The organism is Ignavibacteriota bacterium (assembly GCA_016713565.1).
Lineage (GTDB): Bacteria > Bacteroidota > Ignavibacteria > Ignavibacteriales > Melioribacteraceae.
Genome location: JADJOX010000003.1, coordinates 127,687 through 154,201, shown reverse-complemented (window position 1 = coordinate 154,201; position 26,515 = coordinate 127,687). Strand labels below are relative to the sequence as shown.

Annotated in this window: 19 protein-coding genes and 1 tRNA gene; 13 read left to right on the top strand and 7 right to left on the bottom strand. The window is 30.7% G+C overall.

Translation table 11 applies throughout. From position 1 onward, the window contains the following. Positions 1–87: 87 nt before the first annotated feature. The 4 genes from IPK06_03495 to IPK06_03480 form a co-directional block, all read right to left on the bottom strand. Positions 88–1,764, bottom strand: a complete 1,677-nt coding sequence (locus tag IPK06_03495) for a glutamine--tRNA ligase/YqeY domain fusion protein (GenBank protein MBK7979074.1) — start codon at positions 1,762–1,764, stop codon at positions 88–90. A 20-nt stretch (positions 1,765–1,784) separates the two neighbouring features. Further along, a complete protein-coding gene (locus IPK06_03490) occupies positions 1,785–3,248 on the bottom strand; it encodes a glutamate--tRNA ligase (GenBank protein ID MBK7979073.1) in 1,464 nt (487 codons plus the stop codon). A gap of 209 nt (positions 3,249–3,457) precedes the next feature. After that, on the bottom strand, positions 3,458–5,812 hold the full coding sequence (locus IPK06_03485; GenBank protein ID MBK7979072.1) for a response regulator: 2,355 nt from the start codon (positions 5,810–5,812) through the stop codon (positions 3,458–3,460). Positions 5,813–6,216: 404 nt separating this feature from the next. After that, positions 6,217–8,364 carry a DPP IV N-terminal domain-containing protein gene (locus IPK06_03480; GenBank protein ID MBK7979071.1) on the bottom strand — a complete coding sequence of 716 codons (2,148 nt, stop codon included), beginning with the start codon at positions 8,362–8,364 and terminating at the stop codon, positions 6,217–6,219. 392 nt (positions 8,365–8,756) lie between these two features. On the opposite strand from IPK06_03480, the gene IPK06_03475 reads away from it, so the two are divergent. From IPK06_03475 to IPK06_03465, 3 genes are read left to right on the top strand one after another with little or no spacing between them, the layout of a single operon-like run. Further along, positions 8,757–9,731, top strand: a complete 975-nt coding sequence (locus IPK06_03475; protein MBK7979070.1) for a hypothetical protein — start codon at positions 8,757–8,759, stop codon at positions 9,729–9,731. Positions 9,732–9,736: 5 nt separating this feature from the next. Further along, a complete protein-coding gene (locus IPK06_03470; protein ID MBK7979069.1) occupies positions 9,737–10,684 on the top strand; it encodes a hypothetical protein in 948 nt (315 codons plus the stop codon). Positions 10,685–10,699: 15 nt separating this feature from the next. After that, on the top strand, positions 10,700–11,836 hold the full coding sequence (locus IPK06_03465) for a hypothetical protein (protein ID MBK7979068.1): 1,137 nt from the start codon (positions 10,700–10,702) through the stop codon (positions 11,834–11,836). A gap of 77 nt (positions 11,837–11,913) precedes the next feature. On the opposite strand, the gene clpP is transcribed toward IPK06_03465, so the two are convergent. The 3 genes from clpP to IPK06_03450 all read right to left on the bottom strand — a co-directional run bounded on the left by clpP (position 11,914) and on the right by IPK06_03450 (position 14,015). Continuing rightward, a complete protein-coding gene (clpP, locus tag IPK06_03460) occupies positions 11,914–12,543 on the bottom strand; it encodes an ATP-dependent Clp endopeptidase proteolytic subunit ClpP (protein MBK7979067.1) in 630 nt (209 codons plus the stop codon). A gap of 30 nt (positions 12,544–12,573) precedes the next feature. Next, on the bottom strand, positions 12,574–13,896 hold the full coding sequence (gene tig, locus IPK06_03455; protein ID MBK7979066.1) for a trigger factor: 1,323 nt from the start codon (positions 13,894–13,896) through the stop codon (positions 12,574–12,576). A gap of 34 nt (positions 13,897–13,930) precedes the next feature. Next, a tRNA-Leu gene (locus tag IPK06_03450) sits at positions 13,931–14,015 on the bottom strand. Positions 14,016–14,231: 216 nt separating this feature from the next. Between IPK06_03450 and IPK06_03445 the strand changes: the two genes are divergently transcribed. The 10 genes from IPK06_03445 to IPK06_03400 all read left to right on the top strand — a co-directional run bounded on the left by IPK06_03445 (position 14,232) and on the right by IPK06_03400 (position 26,419). Then, entirely contained in the window at positions 14,232–14,849 is a 618-nt protein-coding gene (locus IPK06_03445) for a hypothetical protein (GenBank protein MBK7979065.1), read from the top strand. Positions 14,850–14,992: 143 nt separating this feature from the next. Beyond that, complete coding sequence (locus tag IPK06_03440) at positions 14,993–15,442, top strand: hypothetical protein (protein ID MBK7979064.1); 450 nt, start codon at positions 14,993–14,995, stop codon at positions 15,440–15,442. Between the two features lie 88 nt (positions 15,443–15,530). After that, positions 15,531–16,796 carry a UDP-N-acetylglucosamine 1-carboxyvinyltransferase gene (gene murA / locus IPK06_03435; GenBank protein ID MBK7979063.1) on the top strand — a complete coding sequence of 422 codons (1,266 nt, stop codon included), beginning with the start codon at positions 15,531–15,533 and terminating at the stop codon, positions 16,794–16,796. Positions 16,797–16,809: 13 nt separating this feature from the next. Then, the gene (locus IPK06_03430; GenBank protein ID MBK7979062.1) at positions 16,810–18,987 is read left to right on the top strand and encodes a hypothetical protein; all 2,178 of its coding nucleotides are present in this window, start codon (positions 16,810–16,812) and stop codon (positions 18,985–18,987) included. Between the two features lie 16 nt (positions 18,988–19,003). After that, complete coding sequence (locus IPK06_03425; GenBank protein ID MBK7979061.1) at positions 19,004–20,401, top strand: HD domain-containing protein; 1,398 nt, start codon at positions 19,004–19,006, stop codon at positions 20,399–20,401. Between the two features lie 127 nt (positions 20,402–20,528). Then, positions 20,529–21,872 carry a TolC family protein gene (locus IPK06_03420; GenBank protein ID MBK7979060.1) on the top strand — a complete coding sequence of 448 codons (1,344 nt, stop codon included), beginning with the start codon at positions 20,529–20,531 and terminating at the stop codon, positions 21,870–21,872. 23 nt (positions 21,873–21,895) lie between these two features. Beyond that, complete coding sequence (locus tag IPK06_03415; protein MBK7979059.1) at positions 21,896–23,197, top strand: efflux RND transporter periplasmic adaptor subunit; 1,302 nt, start codon at positions 21,896–21,898, stop codon at positions 23,195–23,197. Between the two features lie 30 nt (positions 23,198–23,227). Then, a complete protein-coding gene (locus tag IPK06_03410) occupies positions 23,228–23,941 on the top strand; it encodes an ABC transporter ATP-binding protein (protein ID MBK7979058.1) in 714 nt (237 codons plus the stop codon). A 13-nt stretch (positions 23,942–23,954) separates the two neighbouring features. Continuing rightward, complete coding sequence (locus IPK06_03405; protein ID MBK7979057.1) at positions 23,955–25,199, top strand: ABC transporter permease; 1,245 nt, start codon at positions 23,955–23,957, stop codon at positions 25,197–25,199. Next, entirely contained in the window at positions 25,199–26,419 is a 1,221-nt protein-coding gene (locus IPK06_03400; GenBank protein ID MBK7979056.1) for an ABC transporter permease, read from the top strand. Before IPK06_03405 ends, IPK06_03400 begins: the two co-directional genes overlap by 1 nt. Positions 26,420–26,515 lie beyond the last annotated feature (96 nt).

The following is a 26,515-nucleotide window of genomic DNA, read 5'->3' as shown; positions in this document are numbered from 1 at the left end:
TTAAAAATAGAAGATTTATAAATGGTTGTAATAAAATAAGATAAAAAGGCTACTATGTTATAGTAATATAATATAGTAGCTTTAATTTTATTTAGAAATTAACTTAGACCAACTATCTTTTAATGTAACTGTTCTATTAAAAACCAAATTATCATTTTTAGAATCTTTATCTAAACAAAAATATCCGTTTCTTTCAAACTGAAAATTCTCGCCGAGTTTTGTATTTCTTAAACTTGGTTCAAGTTTACAATTTTTTAGGATTGTTAAAGAATTAGGATTTAGAAATTCTATAAAGTCTTTTTCTTTATCTTCTTCTGGGAATTCAACACTAAAAAGTCTGTCATAAAGTCTAACTTCTGCTTCGATTGCTTGTTTTGCTGAAACCCAGTGAATTGTACCTTTTACTTTTTTGTCGCTTTTACCGGCGCCGCTTTTTGTCTCCGGATCAAAAGTGCAGTGGAGTTCAGTAATATTTCCGTTTTCATCTTTTATAACATTCTCGCATTTTATTATATAAGCATAACGCAATCTTACTTCTTGTCCAGGTGAGAGTCGATGAAATTTTTTGTGCGGAATTTCTTGAAAATCGTCTTGCTCAATATAAATTTCTCTCGTAAACGGAACATTTCTTGTCCCCATTTTTTCATCTTGAGGATTATTTATCGCTTCCAGTTCTTCGGTAACATTTTCTTCATAATTTACTAAAACAACTTTAAGAGGATTGAGAACCGCCATTACTCTTGGCGCTATTTCATTTAAATCCTCGCGAATGCTGTATTCTAAAAGGGAAATATCAATTACTCCGTCTCTTTTTGCAACTCCAACTCTTTCTGCAAAATTTCTAATTGATTTGGGTGTATAGCCTCTTCTTCTAAATCCGGAAATAGTAGGCATTCTCGGGTCATCCCATCCTTTTACAAGTTTTTCTTGTACTAATCTTAGTAGTTTTCTTTTGCTCATTACTGTATAGTTTAAATTCAACCTGGCAAATTCAATCTGTTGTGGATGATGAATTTCTAATTTTTCGATAAACCAATCATAAAGCGGACGATGATTTTCAAATTCCAAAGTACAAATGGAATGAGTAATTCCTTCAATTGAATCCGACTGTCCATGTGCCCAATCATACATTGGATAAATGCACCATTTATTTTCCGTGCGGTGATGATATGCATGACGAATTCTATACATAATTGGATCGCGCATATTCATATTAGGAGAACTCATATCAATTTTTGCGCGTAAAACATGTTCGCCGTCGTTAAATTCACCGTCTCTCATTCTTTTGAATAAATCCAAGTTTTCTTCTACAGAGCGGTCTCTATATTTGCTTAATTTTCCCGGTTCGGTAGGATTTCCGCGCTCTTCCTTAATTTCTTCCAATGATGATGAATCAACATAAGCTAAGCTGTTTTTAATTAATCTAACCGCATAATCATAAAGCACTTCAAAATAATCTGAAGCATAGAGTTCATTTCCTTCCCACTGGAACCCAAGCCATTTTATATCTTCTTTAATAGATTCAACATATTCAACATCTTCTTTTGTTGGATTTGTATCATCAAATCTTAGGTTGGTCTTACCATGATATTCTTTACCCAAACCAAAATTTAAACAAATTGATTTTGCATGACCAATGTGCAAATATCCATTTGGTTCGGGAGGAAACCTTGTATAAACCTTTCCGCCGTTTTTATTTTCTTTAATATCATTATCAATAATTTCTTGAATAAAATTTCTTGGTATTTTTTTCTCTTCATCCATAAATAATATAATTTAAATTGTTACAAAAATTTTGGAATTTCTACAATTCCATTTACAATTCTTTTTAAAACTTCATCCTTTCCTAAAATATACAGCAGATCAAAAACTCCCGGACCAATGCCCACTCCGGAAACTGCCAATCTTAACGGATGAATAATTTTTCCGGCGCCAACATTATTTTGTTCCGCGACTTTGTGAAGAATTTCTTCATAATCTTGTTTTTGAGGACTTTCGACTTTTGATAATCCAAAAGAAAATTCATTAAGTAATTTTTCAGAATCTTCTTTCCATCTTTTTTTTATGATAGCTTCATCGTAATCAATTGGCGGTTCATAAAAATAAGTGCAGCTGTTTATAAAATCCTTAACAAATTCCACTCTTTCTTTCATCGCCTCAATAATAGAAATCAATTTTTCATCTGCGATGTTGATATTTGCATATTTGGATTTTTGTAATTCGATTTTAAATAATTGCAATAACTCATCATTGCTTTTATTTCTTAAATGAAGTCCGTTAAGCCAGTTTAATTTTTCTACGTTAAAAACCGCACCGGCTTTATTTACTCTTTCCAAAGAAAACTTTTTGATCATTTCATCGATTAAATAAAATTCTTTATCATCGCCGAAATTCCATCCTAATAATGCGACAAAATTTACCAACGCTTCTTTTAAATAACCTTTATCTCTGTAATCCTCTACAGCAACATCACCCTGACGTTTGCTTAATTTACTTTTATCAGGATTTAATAAAAGAGGGAGATGAGCAAACTGAGGAATATCCCAGCCGAAATGCTGATAAAGCAAAACGTGTTTCGGAGTTGAAGAAAGCCATTCTTCACCGCGTATAACGTGTGAAATTTCCATTAAATGATCATCAACGACATTAGCCAAATGATACGTTGGAAAACCATCACTTTTAATTAATATTTGATCGTCAATTGTATCTGAATTGAATTCGACAATTCCTCTTACAATATCTGTAAATTTAATTGATTGATTAGGTTCGACATTTAAGCGAATTACTTTTGGAATTCCGCTTTCCAATTTTTCTTTAATTTCATTTGCGGAAAGATGAAGACAATGCTTATCGTATTTTGCTTGCGGCAATTTCAATTTTTGCTGTTCTTCCTTTAATGCCGTTAATCTTTCCGGTGTACAAAAACAATAATACGCTTTATTTTCTTCAAGCAGCTTTTTAACTCGTGATGAATATATTTCTAATCTCTGAGATTGAAAATATGGTCCAAAATTTCCATTTACATCGGGACCTTCATCATAATTCAATCCAACCCAATTAAGAGAATCTATTAATTTTTCGACCGCGCCTTCAACATAGCGCGATTGATCCGTGTCCTCAATTCTTAAAATGAATTTACCATTATTCTTTTTTGCGAAAAGATAATTATATAACGCGGTTCTTAATCCGCCAACGTGTAAATAGCCGGTTGGACTCGGCGCAAATCTTACTCTAATTTCTTTGGTCATTTACCTAGTAATTTAAATATTGATTAGAAATATAAGAATTTTTTACGGATTTCTTTGAATGGAAAATATTGAATAATTACTAGTCTATAGATTAATCAGTCACTTTAAAGCAATAGAATTTATGGAAAAACTGAAAATTAATTTAAAAATCATTGACAAATAATTTTAAACTTTGAGTCCGCAAATAAATTATCAATTAAATCTAAAATCTAATTCTCAATTTTTACTTGGGTATAATATTTTACCTTTTCAATAAACTCTTTGCTGTCTATTGGCTTTGGAATATAATCGGTTGCGCCGGCTTCCAGACATTTTTCTCGGTCGCCTTTCATTGCAAATGCAGTAAGCGCTATAATTGGTGTATCCTGATATCCATCAAGTTCCCTAATTTTTTGAGTTGCCTCAAATCCGTTCATTACAGGCATCTGCATATCCATCAAAATTAAATCCACATTTTCGTTTTTACAGATTGATAACGCGTCTTCGCCGTTTTCAACAACTACCACATTTTCGAAGCCGCTTTTCTTTAATAATCGGGTTACAATAATTTGGGAGTGTTTATAATCTTCCGCCATCAAAATTTTCGGTGAATCATGAACTTCTTTAATTTTCTCAATAGAGACCGGCTCTTCGTAATTATTAATCATTGACAAAATTGTTTTTTCCAGTTCATTAAACGATGTACTTTTTTTATCGAGAAGATCAACGAACAAACCGTCTATTTTTTGCAGATCCTGTTGATAATCTTCTTTCCCAGTATAAATTATTATAGGCAGTTTTGAAAAGTTATCAAGCGATTTAATTTGCTTTATGAGTTCAAAGCCGTTTAATTTAGGCATATCAAGATCAACAATCGCAAGGTCAAGTTCTTTATCGGAAATTAACTCAATAACGCTTTCGGGTCTATTTTCAGCAATTACATTGAATCCAGCCGTTTGAACAGCCTGCTGAACCAATTTTAAAGTAGGGAGATCATCATCAACGCACAGAACGGTTGAATTTCTTCTTAGTTTATAACTGGTCAAAATTTCAACTAAATTATTGTAATTTATTGGTTTTACCAAATACTCAACAGAGCCCATTAAGTAAATCTTTTCTTTTTCCGCTTCAAGTGAAAATACAATAACCGGAGTATTTCTGGTAAATTTATTGTTTTTAATTTTTTGCAAAATTTCTAAACTGTTTTCATTTTCCTGTTCGATATTCAAAATAACCGCGACATACTTATTTTGCTGAAGCAGTTTTAAAGCAAAATCGCCGGAATTAACAATTTCAGTCTGATAATTCCACTTTGATAAATAGTTATTTAATAACGCCGAAGAAGCTTGATCACTTTCTATTACAAGAATTTTATCTTTGTTTGAACTTATGTTGTTCATTAAAACTTCGTGTATTGATTTGTGCATTTCAGTTTGGATTGGAATTGAAATATTAACAATAAGATTGTTTTCTTCAATATCTAATTTTAATTGTCCTTCAATCAATTCAATAATTTTTAAGAGTAAATTGACCGCTAAACCGTTTGTTTTATTTAATATTTCACGTTTTCCAAACGGAGAAAATATCTGATCCAAATCATTTTTATTTAGTTTAGAGTTTTTACCAACTATGCTAAAAAATAAATTATTTTCCGATACAATTTTTGAACTTATAATTGCCTCATTCGAATGAGAAAAGTCTGATACAAAATTTAAAGTTATATTTAAAATTGATTTAAGAATATTTTCGTCAAAACTTATATCTCCCGATTTTATTTGATCAAGAGAAATTTTAGAATTCGGATTATCGGATTTTCGCGCTTGTACAAAATCAATTAATAAATTTTCCATATTAAAAGTAGATTTTGTCTGCCTCATTCCTGTGTTATAAAGAGTTACCAAATTATTAAGATCATCTAATGAAGAAGAAATGAATTGGTGAGAATTTCTAATTTGATCTAAATATTTATTAATTCCGCTGTTTGGATTTTCTGCCTTTGCCAAAGTAAGTAATCCATTTATTGTAATAATTTCCTTTTGAAATCCTTTAATACTTTTTGAAATTATATTTTCAGAGGGAATGTTTAAATCTCTTTTTATTAAATTTGCATCATTCCACATAGCTAAACAATTTTGAGCAAATTTAACAATTATTGAAAATTTATTTTTAACTTCATCTGAGGGAAGAATTTTATGAGATAAAATTATTAAGCCGAAAAAGTTTTCATCATAATTAAATAAAATTGACTGAAGATTTTCGGTTTGAAAGGGAAGTTCAATATTGCAATCTTTATAAAAATCGCCAATTAAATTCTGCTCAGCTTTCATTTTTTCATATTCAGAAATTGAAATTATGTTTGGAATATTTAAATCGTCAGTTTTCTGAGATTTTCCAATAAGCACGAATGAATTATCTGAATTTTCCTTAAATAAATGTACGGATCGTAAACTCAATTCATCGTTTAAGAATATGCACAAATCATCCGGGAAAGTCCTGTTGCCCAATTTTGACAATTTGCGAAGAACGTTTAGATTTTCGAATAAATTTAATTTTATATCATAAACCATTTGTAATATCCAATCCATTTTATATTGCAAAGTTAAAGGTGAATTTAACGGTTTGCAATAATTAACTCATAATCGATAAAGAAAGTGATTTTTTGAATAAAAATATTTTCCGTCGGATGTTTCAGAATTGGAAAAAAATAATTCTATTATCTTTTTGAGAAACAAAAATTGAATTAGAAGCATTTCAAATAGCCGAAAAAATTTTAAAAAATAATAAATTGTTTTCTTTTTGCTTTATAAAACGATTTTATTTCACTTTTTTCATAAAAACATGAAATACAATTTATTTGGCATAAAAGATGAAAGATGTATTCGCCTTTTCGAATATAATATTAAAAATTCAAATGAATATTTTAATTAAAATAAATTGAGCAGAAGGTATGGGGGGAATTAGCTCCGCCGCGAAACGGAGCTAATTTCTGTTAAAGATTATCAATAAAATATTGTGAAATTTTAGTGTAGAGGTGTAAAGCATCTTTTCCTACAACACCGTGACCATGTCCCACATATGGAAAATAATCAAGAGGCACATTCAAGTTTGCGGCTTTCTTGGCAAATTCCAAAGTATTTTCCCAAACAACTGTAGGATCTGAAGTCCCATGAACCAATAATAATTTCCCATTTAAATTTTCAACATAATTTAGTAGACTTGCTTTTTCGTATCCTTCGGGATTTGATTCGGGTGTATCCATATATCTTTCACCGTACATAATTTCATAAAATTTCCAGTCAATAACCGCGCCTCCGCCTACACCTACTTTGAATGTATTATTTGTTCTCAACATCAAAGACGTTGTCATAAATCCGCCATAACTCCAACCGTAGACACCAATTCTTTCTTTATCAACATAGTTTAAGCTTTTAAGGTATTCAATTCCCAATAGCTGGTACTGAATTTCAATAGTTCCAAGATTTCTAAAAATTGCCTGTTCAAACTCTAGACCTCTGTTTGCCGAACCTTTATTATCTAAAGTAAAAATTATATAACCTTTTTCCGCCATATATTGAAACCAAAAATCATAACGACCAAAGTACCAAGAATTTGTTACCAATTGAGCATGCGGACCGCCATAAACATAAACAATTACGGGATATTTTTTAGATGGATCAAAATCTACAGGAAGTATCATTCTGCAATACAAGTCAGTTTTATTATTATCCTTTATTGTAAATATTTTAGGTTTGCTGAAATTATATTCTGCAATTGGATTTTCACTTTTGTTTATTACGGCAACCTTTTTTCCGTTTTCATCTATAATGTTTGTAACTGAAGGTATTTCTAAACTTGAATATGTATCTATAAATAAATTGTTAGATGAATTGTATTTCAATTTGTGATTGGCTTTTTCTTCGGTTATTTTTTTTATTTGACCGTTATTAATATTCAATTTATAAACATTATCCTCAATCGGTGAATCTTTGGTTGATGTAAAAAATATGGATTCATTTTTTTCATTATATCCTAAAATATCTTTAACTACCCAATTTCCTTTTGTCAACTGCCTTAGTAGTTTACCGTTTACATTATATAAATAAAGATGATTCCAGTTGTCTCTTTGAGAGAACCATATAAACCTTTCAGGATTATTTTGAAGAAAATAAAGTTCGTTTTGCGGTTCTACATATTCTTTGTCTGTTTCTTCAAATAAAATTTGAAGCTGTTTTCCGGTTTGAGCATCATATTTTACCAATTTTAATTGATTTTGATCTCTATTTAAATGGGCTGTAAAAATAAATTTTTCCGTTGGATCCCAAGTTACGCAAGTCAAATACTGATCGTCAGGTCCGCCAGTTTGAAGCCAGGTAATTTTACCGTTTGAAAAATTATAAACACCGATTTTCACAATTTCAGATTTTTGTCCTGCCATTGGATATTTAATATTCTTCAGTTTTGCCGGGGCATCGCCAATTTCAACTAGGGGATAATTTGTAACATTAGATTCATCTTTTTGGTAAAATGCCAAATAATTATTTTTAGGCGACCAAAAAATTCCATCTTCAATTCCGAATTCAGACCTGCTAACGGTTTGTCCGCTTACAATGTTTTTATTTTCTTCATTGGTAATTTGAACTATTTTATTTGAATCGATTGAAGCAAAAAGATTGTTTTCAACCGTAAAAGCGGCAAAAATATTATTGTTCGAAGTTTCAATATTTTCCGCGTTATCTAAAACTTTATTTAAAATCTTATATGTTTTGGTATTGTGATTTATGCAAACCAAATAATTATTGATCCAAAAAGTGAACTCATCTTTATTTAACCATTTTATATTCGGGAAGTTTTTGATTTGATAATTTAAGATAGAATTACTTAAAATATTTTTAATATCAGAGTTGCTTATTAAATTAGTTTTGATATTATTGTTAATTTTAAGTTCAATTAAAATAGAATCTCCATCAACATAACTTACATTTTCAGAATTTGGAATCCAGCTTAACTGCTTTAAAGTTTTTGGCGCGAGTTTATTTGTGGAATTAAATACAACCTCTTCGATTGTCAAATTTTTCTTCTGTGGAAAAATTACTGAAACCGATATTAATAGAGATAAAATTAAATTTTTTAGATTCATAGTAAACCTTTGATTTCAAGAAACAAATTTTTAAGTGAATAAAGTTACAAAATGAAAATTTCATTTTTTTATAAAATTGCAAGAAATGTTTACATGTAAATATTACACTTATAAGTAAAATTTAATTATGGTTTGAATTTCTAAATTGTTACAAAGTAGGAAAAATTTATAAAAGTGGGATTAAATCATGTCTCAAAAAAAATCACTATGTGATTGAAATCAAAATTCCCTAAAAAATATTTACTCCTTTCGTTAAAGAGACTTACAATTTTTATCAAAAACCCAATCAAAATTAAACCCATTAATAAAAATTGATTTTCGGAGCAGATGAAATTCAATATGGCATAAAATGTGTTTGTAATCACAAGTTTATGAGATTAATAAGGAAAAATATGACTGAAGTTCAAACACCCGCAAACAACAATGGAAAAGCAAATCTCCTTGATGATCAATATTTGAATGATAAAATTAATCAGATAAAGGAAAATCACTTAAAAAATATTTCACCCATAATCTTGATAAAACCCGCAATTTTTTCGTTTATTGTTTTGCTGGGTTCATTATTTATAGATATTTCTTCAGTTCCTCTACTTGGAAACGTAACTATTGATATTGCAAAATCACTATACCCAAATTGGCACCAGGCGGAAAACACAGTAGAGCCGATACAGTTTTGGTGGCTTCCGGTTATTAGTTATTTATTCTTTATTTCAATTGCTATTAAAGAATATATGGGATTATTCAGCCATGTCCGTTCTACAACCCCAAGAGAAAATATAGACAGAATTATTTCTTCATCAATAAGTTTAATTGACGGTTATGCAACAGCTCTTCCGCTAATTGGAGCCGCATTTTTACTGGTCAGCATAAAATTGGGTCCAGAAATATTTTTAGGATTATCAGTTCCTTTTGAAATCAAATCTTTAATCGTTTTGGCAATTGCAAAATTGTTTGAACCGGTGCTGGATTATATAGGAGTTAAATTCCAAAAGGTAATAAATGTTGCGTCGGATTATCAAGAACAGTTTTATCAAAAGCTGCAAGTTAAGCAGACTGAAAAACTTATAAAATTATTTTCTGATAATAATTCACCAAGACAAATGGACGGAAATTTATCTTTGGAAAATCTTTCAAATTTAAGGGAAGAATTGGAAAAAATTAAAACATTAAGTTTTGAATCATATCAAAATTTTAACGTATTAAGTAAAATTACCGCTCAGCTCAATTCAAGTTTAGAAAACAATGGAAAACATATATCAGCATTGAGTCAAATGAGTCAATCGATTGATGCTATGGCATCAAATTTAAATAGCGACAAAGTTTTACAGTCTTTGAATAGTCTTGAACTAATTGTAAATAAAAGGTAATCAATATGGTTAGAAGAAGCAGAGATGCAAAATTTGTCATCTATCAAGTTCTTTACATTTTTGTTATAACAGTTTTAGCGCTTAAAGGCGCTGAAATAAATTTAGGTGAAGTTGTTAAAAAGGAAAATGTAGTTTCAAAAAGTGTACGAGATTCGTTGATAAATGTTGTAGATTCATTGAGCAAGTTAGGGTTAAAATTTAATATTGAAATTGACGAAAACGTTATTTCCGAGAATAAAGATCTAAAGGAAAAATTATCACAATTAAATACGCAGGTTGCTTCTCTTTCCAAAAAAGTAAAAGAAACGCCTTTGCCGGAACCGGTTAAAGAAAAAGAAATTAAAAAAGAAGAAACAGTTCCCTCGCCATTTTCAAAGAGTTTAGAATTTCTGCAATATGCTACAAACATTGCGGAAAATAAAGGAGATTATATTGTTAGTATTGTAGATCCGAAAAACAATTCCGAATTGATTAAGGTAGAACCTAATTCTAAAAAAGAATTTGAACTAACAAATCAAAATGAAATACTAATTAAATACGCAAACCAAACCGACAGAGTAAAGGTAAAAAATAATTTACCTCCAGAAGTTGATATAAAAAAATCAACAACCAAAATGGATAAAGGCGATATTTTTGTTAAAGATTTGCAGAAAACCACGTGCTTTACCGTTGAAGTTAGGGATGAAAAAATTGAACAAATTAAAGTCACATATTCTGGACCTATTACAGTTTCAGGTCCGCAGCAGGACAAAAAGGGAAATTTGGTTTATAATATTTCTCTAAACCTTGCAAATACAGAAGAGAAATTTAATTCTTGGGCAGATAGAAATGAACAACTAATTGATTCTGAAGGACGTTATAAAGCGAACTTTTTCTTCACCGCATTCGATACAAAGTCAAAACAAAAGACTGAGGTTGGCGAAGCATTTTACTTTACTGAATTTTCCAAATAATAGAAATAAATAAAAATGAAAAAAATTACTCTAATATTACTTGTACTATTTACATTACTTAACAATAATTTAATTTTGGCTCAAGATGAAGAAGAGCAAATAATGTATTATCAAATGGAACCGCTTGATGATAGTCTATTTGTTAAAATACAGGAAAATCTTTTTATTGATCCGCCTGACCCGAAAGCTGAAATAATTGTTGATCTACGTGATTCAAAAAATAATACAATCGAAATTAAAAGCCGTATTTATCCTTTAGCCGCATTGAATGAAGAGTTAAGAGCAAGAGTAATTACTTATCCTTTTAAAATAAACTTACAGGATAATATAACTTATACTACGGTATTTACTGATGTTTTCGCTAAAATGAAATTTAATAAGATTTTTGATACGCCGACCAAATACCAAATCAGTGCTGACTTGGCTTATGTAAATCCATATTTACAATTATTCGGCGGTGAAAGATTTGGCATTGCAATTAAAAAGGATATCGGTATTTCCATGGGATTGGGAACTCCATATTCTGGACCAATGGAAACCGATTTGGTTGAAGCTAATTTTCATATTCTTGGATTTAGATTTGGAATGTTCGGTATAATTGACGCTTTCACTAAATTGAAAAACACAAACAACCATAATAATATTTACGGATCACAAGGATTTCAAGTAGGTTATGTAATTCCATTCGGCAACTTTTTTGAAGTGAGCTATAATAAAGTCAATACAGAATTAACCGAGCCTGAAGTACTTAACAGAATGCAGAACGCGGTTGAAAAATTTGACTATAAACCAATGATTTTAAAAGGTTCATATTTAAACTACGAATTGAGATATCCTGTTAGGTTTTTAGGTTCAACGAGAAGTAAATTTTATGCGGCTAAATTTTTTAATGAATGGCACTTTGGTTTTACAGGTAGGGAATTATCTTTGGCAGGCAGTACATTTGACTTAAGATTGGACGCGATGCCAAAAAGCGATGTAAGAAATCCCCAATATTTAATTGATATTTTGGTGCAGAGAATTATGGAATCTTGGGGATTTAGTGCCTTTGCAATTGGACCTGCAGCAATTTTATCAAAAACTGATGAAGGTAAATTCGGTGTTACAGCTTTATTTGTAAACTTAAGATTAAAGGTTGGTACATCATTATAAAAGTTTCATATTTCCCCTAAAACAAAAAAAGTCCGATTAAACTCGGACTTTCTTGTTTTTAATCTTGACTTATAAAATTACTTTTTTTCATTTTCGTTTAACATTTTTCTTCGTTCATGTACTTTATCGATTATTTTATAATCAACAGCTTCTGCCGCAGTCATATAATAATCTCTATCACAGTCTTTCATAATTTGCTCGGTGCTTTTGCCCGTATGATTTGCCAAAATTTTATACAATTTATCGCGCGTTTTAATCATCTCTTTTGCGTGAATTTCTATATCGGTAGTTTGTCCTTGCAAACCGCCAACCCAAGGCTGATGGATCATTATTTTTGAGTGAGGTAGAGCAAATCTTTTATTTTGAGCTCCGCCTGCCAGCAAAACGGCTCCCATACTGGCAGCCATTCCAACGCAGTTAGTTGAAACGTCGGGTTTAATGAATTGCATTGTGTCGTAGATTGCCAACCCAGCAGAAACACTTCCGCCTGGAGAATTTATATATAAATTTATGTCCTTTTCGTGATCTTCGGCTTCTAAAAAAAGTAATTGTGCAATTACTACGCTCGCAATATGATCGTCAATCGCTTCACCTAAAAAAATAATTCTTTCACGCAGTAAACGAGAAAAAATATCCATTCCACGTTCCCCGCGACCGGATTGTTCAATTACATAAGGAATTAATGTGTTATATGTTTTTCCTGACATTTTATACCTTTGAGTTTTTTATAAATTCATTTAATGAACATCTTCGTGTTTATTTTCTGAATCTTTAGCTGAGTTTTCATTTTTAACAGTTGGATCAACTTCTTTAATTTTATTGTTTTCTTTTAAGAATTTTATAACTTTTTCTTCAACCATAGTTTCTAATCTATTTGAATCTTTATAATACTTAATAAGTTTATCCACTGGAATATTTATTTTTTCAGATTCTTCTTTTGCCATTTCTTCAAGTTCATTTTCGGTAACTTCAATTTTTTCTTTTTCGGCTATATTTTCTAAAATAATTTGCCATTTAGCGTTCCATTCGGCTTTAGGTCTTAAATTTGTTCTGAGTATTTCATCATTTGGAATCGGTGTTTTATATTGTTTGGCATATTGTTTTTCATTTTCAATCATTCTATTTAGAATTATTTCTACATAGCTTTTCGAAGGTTCAAAATCATTATTTTTAACAATTTGCTCAAGAAGTGTGTTTTCAAAAATCCTTGTTGATTGATCATTATAGTAATTTTCATAATTGGATTTTGTAACTTCTTTTAATTCATTAATAGTTTTGGCTTTTTTACCTGATATCTGCAAAACCAAATCTTCAGTAATCTCAGGTAAAACAATTTTTTCAATTTTTTTAATATCTGCATTATAATTAAATTCTTCTACGTGTTTATGATCTCCGTGCATATGCTCGTCAACAAATGAAAATTTGAAATTTTCTCCAAGCTTTTTACCTTGTGCATTTTTTACAATATTTTCATTAACTTTATTGTCGCTTAAATCGATTACAATATTTGAGCTTTTGTTTCCTTCAATATCATTGCCATCAGCATCTGTCCTTTGAAGATCAACAGTAATTTTATAGGTGTTATCGGTAACTTCATCGGCGTTTTCAAAACTTGCTTTTGATTTCAGCAGGTTGTTAACTTCAGCTTCAATGTCTTCACTATTTACTTTAAAGACTGGCTTTTCAATTTCTTGATTAGTATAATCTTTTAAATCTAAAGTTGGTTTTACTTCGTATTTTACTTTAAAATTTAAATATTTATTAATTTCAAAATCCAAAGCCGTCATTTGCGGCATACTTAAAGGTTTCAGATTTTGTTCTTTTACAATTTCCCAAAATTTGTTATTTGCAATATCTTCACTCGCTTTATATTCAATTGCATCGCCATATGCTTTTTTAAGCATCGCGATTGGAACTTTGCCTTTTCTGAATCCGGGCATAGCAATTTTTTTTCTTTCTGCTTGATATGCAGTTTCAATTTCGGTTTTTATTTCATCATAAGAAAAATTAACTTCAATTTCATGTTCAGTGTTATTTAAAATATTGATTTTTGTTTCCAAAAAGTACCTCTGATAGTTAAAAAAAGCAGAAATGTGGTACGAGAGGGGGGACTCGAACCCCCACACCGTTAGATACTAGATCCTAAGTCTAGCGCGTCTGCCAATTCCGCCACTCTCGCAAAAAATAAAACGTAAATTTACTGTAATTTTCAGTTATAAACAAATACGTTAATTATCTTCTATGGTAAAATATTGATTAAAATTTTTAAGTTTAATTACGAATATTAAAACAATAAAAGATTTTTATTGCGAAAAAAAAATGTTTCTATTACTTAATAAATGGTAATAATTAAATGAATGTAACTCATTCATTAACAAATAATTAAGAAAAAATAATGTTTGAATTAGCCCCCAATCCATATTCAGACCCGATTAAAAAATTTTACTCTGAAATAAAAGGTATTCAGTGGAAAGTTCCTTTTATTCTCCAAGGGATTCAGGCTTTTGTAACAATTATCATTTTGGCGATACTTTCTATACTATACGTTACTGTAGGAATTGTTTCGCAAATAAGTACTACTTTTTGGGATATGATTGTCGGTTTGGGTGAAAAAATGAACTTTTCACAACCTATCGAAAGTACGGCATATGCAATTGCTTTGGTTCTTTATTTCATATTATTCCTTCCATTTTTCATTTTACAATCACCCGTTTGGTTCGGAGGGTGGCTATCAACAAAAATTGGATTTAAGCCTTTTTTAGTTATAACCCTAATTTTTGCCTTTTCAATTTACATTTATTTTTTCAGTCCGGATACAGCGACTAATTCTTACGCAAAAATAATAGCAATCCAAGATTCTATAACAAAAGAATATTTTTCTTCCGATTCCATATCTGTTCCCGTCGATTCAACTTTTGTCGCTCAAGAACTTAAGGCAGAGGCAAAGCAGCAGACTGGCATTTCCAAAAAACTTAAATCAAAGAAAAAGAAAATTACTCAACAGATAAAATAATTCGTCTAAAAATTTTATTTTATGATTGTAAATTAATCAATATCAAATTATATTACATAGTTGTAAAAGCAATTAAACATCCCCCAATACTTTTACTGTGCGAAAGACTAAATAACTTTTCCTAATTTTGGAGGTTAATACGCATGGAAACCACAAAGGATATTCTAGAACATTCAAGAAAGTTTCACCAAATTATTGCTGATTATTATAAGAAATTGAGTCAAAAAGAAGATAAGGAACGCATTAAACTACTTCTTAATTATCTTGAAGATAGAGAAGTTGAAATTGAAAAAACTTTGACCGAAATTGAAAATTCAACTTCTTCAAATATTTTAAATTCTTGGTTTCCAAGAAGTCAGTGCAAATCTAAATTAGATGTACTTTCAACATTGATTGACGAACAAAAAGTTACAATTGATGAAATTATTGATCTATTTGTTCATTTGGATAACTGCCTAATTGATTTATATACCAAATTAGTTGAAAATGCAGAGAACATTGATGTTCAGGAATTTTTCAAAAGTTTAACAAAATTGGAGGAAATACATAAGATCAAAACTCTTAAAAATGCTTCACAGCTTGAAGATATTTAAAATTTATAATGAATATTGCCTCAGTAATTTTCTATTAATAAATAGAACTCCTATATTTATTTATTCATTTTAAAATTTAAGGCAAATTATGGATAAATTTGTAATTCATGGCGGAAATCCATTAAAAGGATCTGTAGAAATTAGCGGAGCAAAAAACTCGGCTTTGGCGTTAATGCCTGCAGTTCTTTTAAACAACGGAAAAAATGTAATAGATAATATCCCGGAAGTCAATGATATTTATACTATGTCAAAACTTCTTAATCAGCTTGGTGTTAAATCTGAATTTTTAGGTAAGCAAATTGTTTTAGATTCATCTAAAATAACTTCACAAACCGCACCATATGAACACGTTAAAAAAATGAGAGCTTCGGTTTATGTTCTAGGTCCGTTATTATCAAAATACGGAGTTGCAAAAGTTTCTATGCCTGGCGGATGCGCTTGGGGTCCGAGACCAATAAATCTTCATCTTGAAGCAATGAAAAAACTCGGCGCCGAAATTGACTTGGAAGAAGGATATATAATTGCAAAAGCTAAAAAGCTAAAGGGAGCACGACTTAATTTTGATATTTCTTCTGTTGGTGCAACCGGAAATGCGCTGATGGCAGCTGTTTTGGCAAAAGGGGAAACTATAATTACTAACGCGGCAGCCGAACCTGAAATAACTCAGTTAGCACAATTTTTAATTTCTATGGGTGCAAAAATTGAAGGAATCGGGTCAAATATTTTAGAAATTCAAGGAGTTAACGATCTTTCAAGTGCCGAAGTTAACAATATTCCGGATAGAATTGAAACAGGTACTTTGTTAATTGCGGCGGCAATGACCAAAGGAAAAATAAAATTAAAAAATGCAAATTCAAAACACCTGAATTTAGTTATTCAAAAACTTGAGGACAGCGGGGTTAAATTAAGTTATAACAATAATATTTTGTCAATTGATGCAAGTAATTTTGAGGCTAAAAGTGTTGATGTTACAACCGGAGTTTATCCGGGTTTTCCAACTGACATGCAGGCTCAGTGGACAACATATATGGCAATTGTAGATGGCTCTTCCAAAGTTACAGATACAATATATTTAGATAGGTTTAAACATATCCCAGAACTAATTAGATTAGGTGCTAATATTGAAGTGATTGGAAACAGCGCGATAATTCACGGCGTAAATAAATTAAAAGGAGCAACTGTCATGTCAACTGATTTACGTGCAAGCGCTTCTTTGGTTTTAGCGGGTTTGGTTGCCGAGGGAACTACAGAAGTTCTTAGAATTTATCACCTTGACCGAGGATATGAACGTATTGAAGAAAAATTATGTAAATTGGGAGCACGAATAGAAAGAGTTAAAACGCAAGAATTTTAGAAAAACGTAAAATTTGACAAAAATTAACAAAAACATAATTTCATTTTTTTTTATTGTTCTGGTAATTGCATTAAATTTAGTGTTTACTCAATTGCCGCTATTAAACTTACTTGGTTTTGAAACAAGTTTTATAAACGCCATAATTTTTTACTTTATATCAGGGCTATATTGGCAATTATATTCAAAGTCAATTTGTGATAATAAAATAAATATTGCAATTAAACCGCCGACATTTTATGGTTTCGTTGCTTTTTCACCATTCTTTATACTTATTATCTCAACAATTTTTTGCCAAAATTGTCCGCTTGGTGATGGAATATTATTTTATTTAATCTTATCAATGCCATCCTTATTTATTGGAATTTCTGTCGCAGAATTATCAAACTGGGTTTCCAATAGATTTTCACATTTAACATTTATAATCATTTCGATTCTTTTTTTATTTGGATTCTTACCGGAATTGTATTTCAATCCGCAGATTTATTTTTATAATCCGATTTTTGGTTTTTTCCCCGGTACAATTTATGACTATCGTATTCAAATTAGCAGCGAGTTAATTGGATACAGAATTCTAAATATTTTACTCTTTGGAACTATTTTCTTTGTTTTACATTTTAGAAAAATATTAAATAAAAAACTGCCGGTAATTATTATTTTTTTTGTTGCCATAATTTATTTAACCTCGGATTTTTCAAAACCATATTTAAAATTTTCTACAGATAAAAAGCGGATTGAAAAGGAGTTAAAAGGTAAGTATACAAGTGGAATTTTAGAGATATTATATCCCAATAATATTTCTGAAAAGGAAAAGAAAATCTTAATTCTTGAACATTTGTATAGCATTAAAAAAAATAAAAATACATTCGGTTTAAATTTTAATCAAAAGATAACATCAATAATTTTTGAAACGGGAGAACAGAAAAAGAAACTTTTTGGATCACAATTTGCCGATGTTACAAAACCATGGCTAAATCAAGTTTATATTGATTTTGATAATTATAAGAACAGTTTGAACCACGAAATTCTTCACGTTTTCTCAAAGAAATTTGGAAAAGGATATTTTAATCTTCCCAAAAACTATAACCCGGGGTTAATTGAAGGTTTTGCGACCGCGTTTGACAATAATTTTGATGATTACGACATTGATTATTTAGCTTTTTTAGCATATTCCAACGGAAATAAAATATCGCTGAAAAATTTATTTTCAAACCTAAGTTTTTTCGTTAACGTATCTTCAATTTCATACATTTATGCGGGATCGTTTCTTAAATTTCTTTCCAACAAATATTCTGTAACTAAGGTTTTGAACTTCTATAAAGAACCGGATTTTAATAAAGTATTTGGCATTAAAATCGAAGAAATTGAATTTGATTATTACAATTATTTAAAAAATCTAAATTTTTTATTCAATAAAAATAAAGCGGATTACTATTTTGGACGTATTCCGCTTATAAAACAGTTTTGTGCAAGAGCAAAAGAATATGATATTCAGACAGCATGGGAACTGTTTGACAAAGAAAATTATTCTGAATCGGAAAAATTGTTCTCGAAAGTTTATACTTATTCAAATTCCTTTTCGGCTTTAAACGGAATGGTTCAAAATGAAATAAAAAATAAGGATTTTAATTCAGCAATTACCTTATTGGAAAAAGAAGAGACAAAGTTTTTAAAGACTTCTTACTATTTTAATATTGAATACTTGAAAGCGTTCTTATTTGGAAAGGTAAAAAAATATGAATTCGCAGCTGAAATCTATGATAGTTTGATGATTCAAAATCCTTCGGATTTCTATTTTAGAAGTTCTTTTGTCTATAAAACAATATTAGAAAAAGATAAAAATGATTTTGATAATTATTTAGAAAACAAAGATTCAAGGCATAATATTATAAAAAAATATTTATCGGATAATGAGATTATTCTTCAATTCTACATTGAATCTTTTTTATTAAATACGGATCATGGTGAAAATATAAAATATATAAATGAAATTGAAAAAGTTTATAGTTTAAGCAAAAGTAGATTATTTTCCTCCGAAACAAATTATTTATTGGCAAAATTATTTTATAAAAATTTGGAATTTGATAAAGCTGTCAAATTTGCCGAAATTTCTTTAGCTAATTCAAAATTAGAAAGAAAGAAAATAATTAAAGATCTTTTTGATAAATTAACATGGCTTAATTCTAATTATTAGAAACAAATACTTACCCATGAATTTTAGTGAATTTTTAAAAAATAATAGTTTTTTCGGAGAAATATCAAACCTTTCCGACTTTCATAATGTCAAAGTTTATATTGTTGGCGGATTTGTCCGGGATTTAATTTTAAATAGAACAAAAAACGAAATTGATTTTTTAGTTATTGGAGACGGAACTTTTTTTGCAGAAAAACTTGCGGAAAAATTGGGTGAAAAAAATGTTAAAATCTTTAAAAACTTTGGTACGGCTCACTTTTTTTATAAAAATTTGAATTTAGAATTTGTTGGAGCAAGGAAAGAATCCTACAATAAAGACAGCAGAAATCCAAAAGTTGAAATTGGAACCTTTGAGGATGACATAAGAAGGAGAGATTTTACAATAAATACATTGGCAATATCATTAAATAAAGAAAATTTTGGAAAATTAATTGATACGTTTGACGGTTTGAATGATATTGAATCTAAAATTATCAAAACACCGCTTGATCCAAAAATTACTTTTGATGATGATCCATTAAGAATTATGCGTGCTTTCCGATTTGCAACGCAATTAAATTTTAATGTTGAAGAAAGGATATTGACTGCAGCTGAAGAATTAAAAGAAAGATTGAAAATTGTATCGCAAGAAAGAATTACGGATGAATTTCTGAAAATATTGGAATCAGACAAGCCATCGGTGGGATTAATGCTGATGCAAAATACAAAAGTTATGGAAGTGGTCTTCTCTCAAATAGCAAACTTAGCGGGAGTTGATCAGAGAAAAGATTTTCATCATAAAGATGTTTTTTTACATACATGTCAAGTAGTGGATAATATTTCGAAAAATACGAATAATGTTTGGCTTCGTTTTGCTGCTTTAGTACACGACATCGCGAAACCTCAAACTAAAAAATTTATAGAGGGAATAGGCTGGTCCTTTCATGGGCATGAAGAGCTTGGTGCGAGAATGATGAAAAACATTTTTGTTCAATTAAAATTACCATTAAATAAATTAAATTATGTTGAAAAATTAGTTAGGCTGCATTTAAGACCTATCGCATTGGCATCTGAAGAAGTTACCGATTCGGCGGTTAGAAGGTTAAGCGCAAACGCCGGAGAAGATTTAGATGATTTAATAACCTTATGCCGGGCAGATATAACGAGTAAAGACCCCGGAAAAGTTTCTAAATACTTACAGAATTATGAAAATGTGATGCGTCGGGTTAAAGAAGTTCAGGAAAAAGATAATCTTCGCTCATTTCAATCTCCGGTCAAAGGCGATGAGATTATGAAAGTCTGCAATCTTAAACCATCAAAAAAAGTCGGTGTAATTAAATCGGCAATTGAAGAGGCGATTCTTGAGGGAATAATTCCGAATGAATATAATGCGGCATTTGATTATTTAATAAAAATTAAAAATTTATACCTATAATTGTATTGATGATACAAATATTGGTTGTAAAATAAAATATAATATTTTGTAACTTTTTAAAAATACTTTCGTCATAATTACAAATGACTAAAATTTACAAGCTCTTAAACAAAATTGGAGATTAAATATGAGTAGGATTTGGTTAGTGTTTGTCATTCTGATTAGCACAAATCTTTTTGGTCAAAAATTATTAACCTTAGATGAAGCAATAAAAATTGCGCTTCAAAGAAATTCAAATTTAATAAAAAGCAAAAATTCACTTCAAGTTGATAAAGCTAACATAAAGAGCGCTTATGGTGACTTATTGCCGGATTTGGGAATTAGAGGCACATGGGGATGGCAAAGAGTAAATGATGCCGGCGGACAACAAATTGATTATTTAGGTAATCCAATAGAAACTCCGCAAACTCAAACAGATACAAGGAATTTTAGTTTATCAGCCGGAGGTAATGTAGTACTTTTTGACGGACTTGCAAATTATTCAAGAATTTCTCAAGCGGAAAATAATTTGGAATCGGCTGAATTTTCTTTAGAAAAATTAAAACAAGATATTATTTATACTACTACTTCACTTTACTATCTTATAATCAGTTCCGAAGAGTTGGTAAGAGTTAGAGAAGATAATGTTAAATTTAACCAAAAATTATTAGAACAAATTCAAGAAAGAAATAAACTTGGTTCAATTCCAATAGCCGATGTTTATACTCAACAGGTAAGTGTTGGCAATGCTCAATTACTACTGATACAAGCTCAAAATGATTGGGAAACGGCAAAAAATAATTTCTTGAATTATTTAGCATTGGATATATTTGAAAATTATTCAATGGTTGATCCTTACAATTCAACTAATATTGGTGAAGAAGAAACTCTATTTAAAGATTTCAGCAATATAGAATCAATGGTAGATGACGCCTTAAATTCCAGAGCGGATCTAAAAAGTATGAAATTAAATTTATCAGCCGCCGAAAAAGGTGAAACAATTGCACAATCAGGATTGCTGCCATCGCTAAGCGGAAATTATTCATACAGTACAAGCGCTACAAAACCAAATTTATTGTTTGATAGAGAAACATATAATGTCGGGTTGACCTTAAGCTTACCAATTTTTTCAAATTGGAGCACTGAAGCAAACATGCAGCTGGCAGAAGTGAATAAATTGAATATTCAAGAAGATATACTTGCACTGGAAAGAACGATTAAAATTGAGGTTAAAGAAAGTTATTTAAATTTAGTTGCCTCCAAAAAACAATTGGAAGTTACTAATTCAAATATAATTGCAGCAAAAGAAAATAGAAAAGTTAACAACGAAAGATATAATTTAGGTTCAGGAACTATCCTGGATGTACTGCAATCCGATAAAGATTATACACAAGCTTTAAGAGATAATATTAGTGCTAAATTTCAATATTATCAAAATAGAGATAAGCTGATGAATGCGTTAGGCAAACTTGAAATTGAAAAATATAATTAAAATCTGCAGAAGGAGATTTAATAATGGGCAAAAATAACCGAAAAAAGTCAAAGAAAAAGTTATTTATATTTGGCGGACTTGGACTTTTGTTATTGGTAGTTATTCTTTTAACTGTATTTAGCGGCGATAAAGAAGTTATTGTTACTGTACAGACCGAAAAAGTAGCAAAAAGAAATATTACTCAAATTGTTTCCGCAAACGGAATAATCAATCCCGTTGAAAAAGTTGAACTAAGACCGGAAGTTACGGGTGAAATCGTTGAACTTCCTGTTCAAGAAGGTGACGTTGTAAAAAAAGGACAACTTTTAATAAGATTAAAACCGGATCAATATATTGCAAGAAGAAATGTTGCTAAAGCAAGTTTAAATTTAGCTGAAGCATCACTAAGAGAAAGAGAAGCCACTTTAGTTGAAGTTGAGGCTAATTACAACAGAGTTAAAGAATTGTATGATAAAAAATTATCAAGCGATTCCGATCTTGAAGCAGCCAAATCTGCTTATATAGGCGCTAAATCTCGAGTTGAAGCTCAAAAAGCATCTGTTCAACAATCAAATGAAAATTATAACGATGCGGTTGTTGAACTTGATAAAACAGCAATTTATGCTCCGCTTGACGGAACTGTTAGCGCGCTAAATGTAGAAAAGAGCGAGCGTGTGTTAGGAAGTTCTTTTAGTCAGGGAACACACTTAATGACAGTTGCCGATTTAAGTAAAATGGAAGCAATTGTTGAAGTTGATGAAAATGACGTTGTTTTAATATCGATTGGTGATACTGCAACAATTGAAATCGACGCGTTTGGAGAAGAAAAGTTTACAGGAGTTGTTACACAAATTGGAAACAGTGCAAAAACTTCCGAAACCGGAACACAAAATGAAGTTGTAAATTTTGACGTTGAAATTAGACTGTTAAATCCTAGCATTAAAATCCGTCCGGGAATGTCATGCGATGCTGATATTAAAACCGAAACAAGAAAAAATGTTAATTCAGTTCCTATACAAAGTGTAACCGCAAGAATGCCGAAAATGAAAGATCAGAAAGAAAATTCAAAATCAAAAGGTAATTCCAAATCGGATGAAATTAAAGAAAAAGCTAAACCCGTTGAAGTTGTATTTGTGGAAGAAGGGAATCTTGCTAAAATGGTTGAAGTTAAAACAGGCATTAGCGATGACGCATATATGGAAATTGTAAGCGGTTTGAAGGATGGACAAATGATAATTAGCGGTCCGTACAAAGCAATTTCAAAAGAATTGAATGATAGTACAAAAGTTAAAATTACAAATAAACGCAGCGGTCAAAATTCAGGTGATGAAGAAGAATCTGAATAATGAATAAAACTAATTGGAAAAATAATGAACATAATTACAATTGAACATATTGCAAAATACTATCAAGTTGGAATGGAAGAAGTACAAGCTTTAAGAGATGTTTCATTAAAAATTGATAAAAATGAATATGTTGCCATTATGGGTCCTTCCGGTTCTGGTAAATCTACTCTTATGAATATTTTAGGCTGTTTGGATACACCAACAAAAGGGCTTTATACATTTACAAATAAAAATGTAAGTGATATGAATGATAATGAGCTTGCTTCAATTAGAAATAAAGAAATTGGATTTGTATTTCAGACTTTCAATTTGCTTGCCAGGTCAAATGCACTGCATAACGTTGAACTTCCGCTAATTTATGCCGGTGTAAGTAAGGAAGAACGCAGAGAAAGAGCAAAAGATGCATTGATTAAAGTTAACCTTGAAGATCGTATGGATCATAGACCCAATGAACTTTCGGGAGGACAAAGACAAAGAGTTGCTATCGCGCGTGCGCTTGTTACAAATCCATCAATTATATTAGCCGATGAACCGACAGGAAACCTTGATACAAAGACCGGTGAAGATATTATGGCACTGTTTGAAAATCTTTATAAACTCGGCAATACAATTATTTTAGTAACACACGAAGAATATATTGCGGAGCATGCAAATCGTATTATCCGTTTAAGAGACGGACTAATTGAGAAAGATGAAATAATTACTAATAGAAGAGTAGCAGTTCCTCTAAAATTAGAAGTATAAAGGAAATAGTTAAATGTCAAACTTTTTATTTGAGTTAAAAGAAGGTTTAATAATTGCGTTCAATGCAATTAGAGCAAATAAAATCAGATCAATATTAACTACATTGGGAATTGTGATTGGCGTTGCTTCAGTTGTTTTAATGTCAACTGCCATAAAAGGAATTGACGAGTCATTTCAGTCAAGCGCTACAAGTATAATGGGAACTGATAACATTTTTATAGATAAATGGGCTTGGTTCGGAACAATTCCTTGGTGGGAATTGAGAAGCAGACCGGATATTGATATGGATGAATTTCATAAATTTAAAAATCAAGCCGTTCTTCCAATTGCCGTTTCACCTCGTTCAATAAGAAGAGAAGCTGCTACTCTTAAAGACATTGTTGTAGAAGGTTGTTTTATTGTTGGAACAAATCAAGATTACATTAAAACAACCGATTTGAAATTTACAGAAGGCCGATTTTTTAGTGAGATTGAAAGTAATGCCGGAAGAAGAGTTTGCGTTATAGGTGGAGAAATTGCCGATAAACTATTTCCTCAGGGAAATGGCGTTAACCAAGTAATTAAAATCGGCGGGAAAAAATATCAAGTATTGGGAATAAATGACAAGCAAGGAAGTTTTCTATTTGGTGATTTTAATCCTGATAATATGATTTATATTCCGATTGGAGCAATGTTTAAAGATTTTCAAAACCGCAGATGGGGCGGTGGAATTTCAATATGTGTCAGAGCTCCAAACAATCAATCTGTTGCCGCGGTAAAAGAAGAATCGATCAGTATTATGAGAAGAATTCGCGGATTAAAGTACAGCGATGAAGATAATTTCTCAATTAACCAGCAGGATGTTTTGTTGGATATGATAAATCAGCAAGTCGGCGTTATTCAAATTGCGGGATTATTTATTACAGGCTTGGCATTATTTGTCGGTGCAATTGGAATAATGAACATTATGTTTGTTTCGGTAAAAGAAAGAACCAGAGAAATTGGAATAAGAAAAGCAATTGGCGCAAAAAAGAGAACTATACTTGGTCAATTTCTTACCGAATCAGCAGCAATATGTTTGATAGGCGGAATTATTGGGTTATTTATTGCGGTGCTTGGCGCTAAAATAATTGAACAATATAATTTTCCGGTTTCAGTGCAAGTTGATGCGGTTGTAATTGCAATTGGCATTTCTTTATTGACAGGCGTTCTCTCGGGAATTGCTCCTGCATGGACTGCAGCAAAAATGGATCCGGTTGAAGCTTTGAGGTATGAATAATGGAAATATTATTAGTAGCTTTGAGCTCTTTAAGAGCTAACAAGTTGAGATCACTCTTAACAATTTTAGGAATTATTGTTGGCATCTTTTCAATTATAACAATCAGTACTGTAGTTTCTATGCTTCAAAATAGTATTGAGGAAGGCGTTTCTCAATTAGGACAAACGACATTTCAAATTCAAAAATACCCCGCAATGATGGATAGAGGTGAACGAGATAAATATAGAAATAGAAAAGATTTAACGGTTGATGAATATTATGCACTGAGAGATAGACTGCAGGGAGAAGCTGAAGCTGTAGGCGTTGAACAATGGGAATGGGGAAAATTGTTTACTTATGAAAATAAAAAGACAAATCCGAATGTCCAGATTGTTGGATGCACGCCGGAAGCCTTTCCAAATAACAAATGGATTGCCGAATCAGGCAGAAGTTTCAATTATAATGATGTAAATAGTTACGATAAATGTATTGTGCTTGGAAAAACATTAGCTGAAACTTTATTTGGCGATCTCAATCCAATTGGACAGGAAGTAAAAGTAGATAACAAAAAACTAAAAGTTATTGGTGTATTAGAAAAACAGGCAACTTCTTTTGGAAATGATAAAGATAATTTTGGCGCAATTCCGATTACAACTTTTCAAAATTTTTACGGAAAATATGAAGAGAGTGTTAATATTACTGTAAGCTCATTCTCAAAAGCCGATTATAATGAACTTATAGAAAAAGCAGTTGGATATTTTAGAACAATAAGAAAAGTTCCACCGGGAGAAGATGAAGATTTTGCAATATTTTCAAACGAATCAGTTTTAAATGATATTAACAATATGACCGCGGGTGTAAAAATTGGCGCATATGTTATTGCTTTAATCGCGCTGCTTGCCGCCGGAATCGGAATTATGAACATTATGCTTGTTTCAGTTACTGAACGCACAAGAGAAATTGGAATACGAAAAGCAATTGGAGCTAAAAGAAATAATATTCTCATGCAGTTTTTAATTGAGTCCGTTGTACTTTCTTTATTTGGCGGAATTATTGGAATTATAATTGGTTTAATTGTTGGAAATTTAGCCGGCTCAGCTATTGGAGGTGAATTTTCAATTCCAATGGATTGGGTAGCAATTGGAGTTTTACTTTGTGTACTTGTTGGAGTTGGGTTTGGAACTTATCCTGCATACAAAGCGGCAAATTTAGACCCGATTGAAGCGTTAAGATATGAGTAAGATATAAATAATTTAATATTTCAAATACAAAAATCCCATCAATTTCGGTGGGATTTTTTGTTTATTGACTTGCATTAACTGTTCCCACCTTATAGT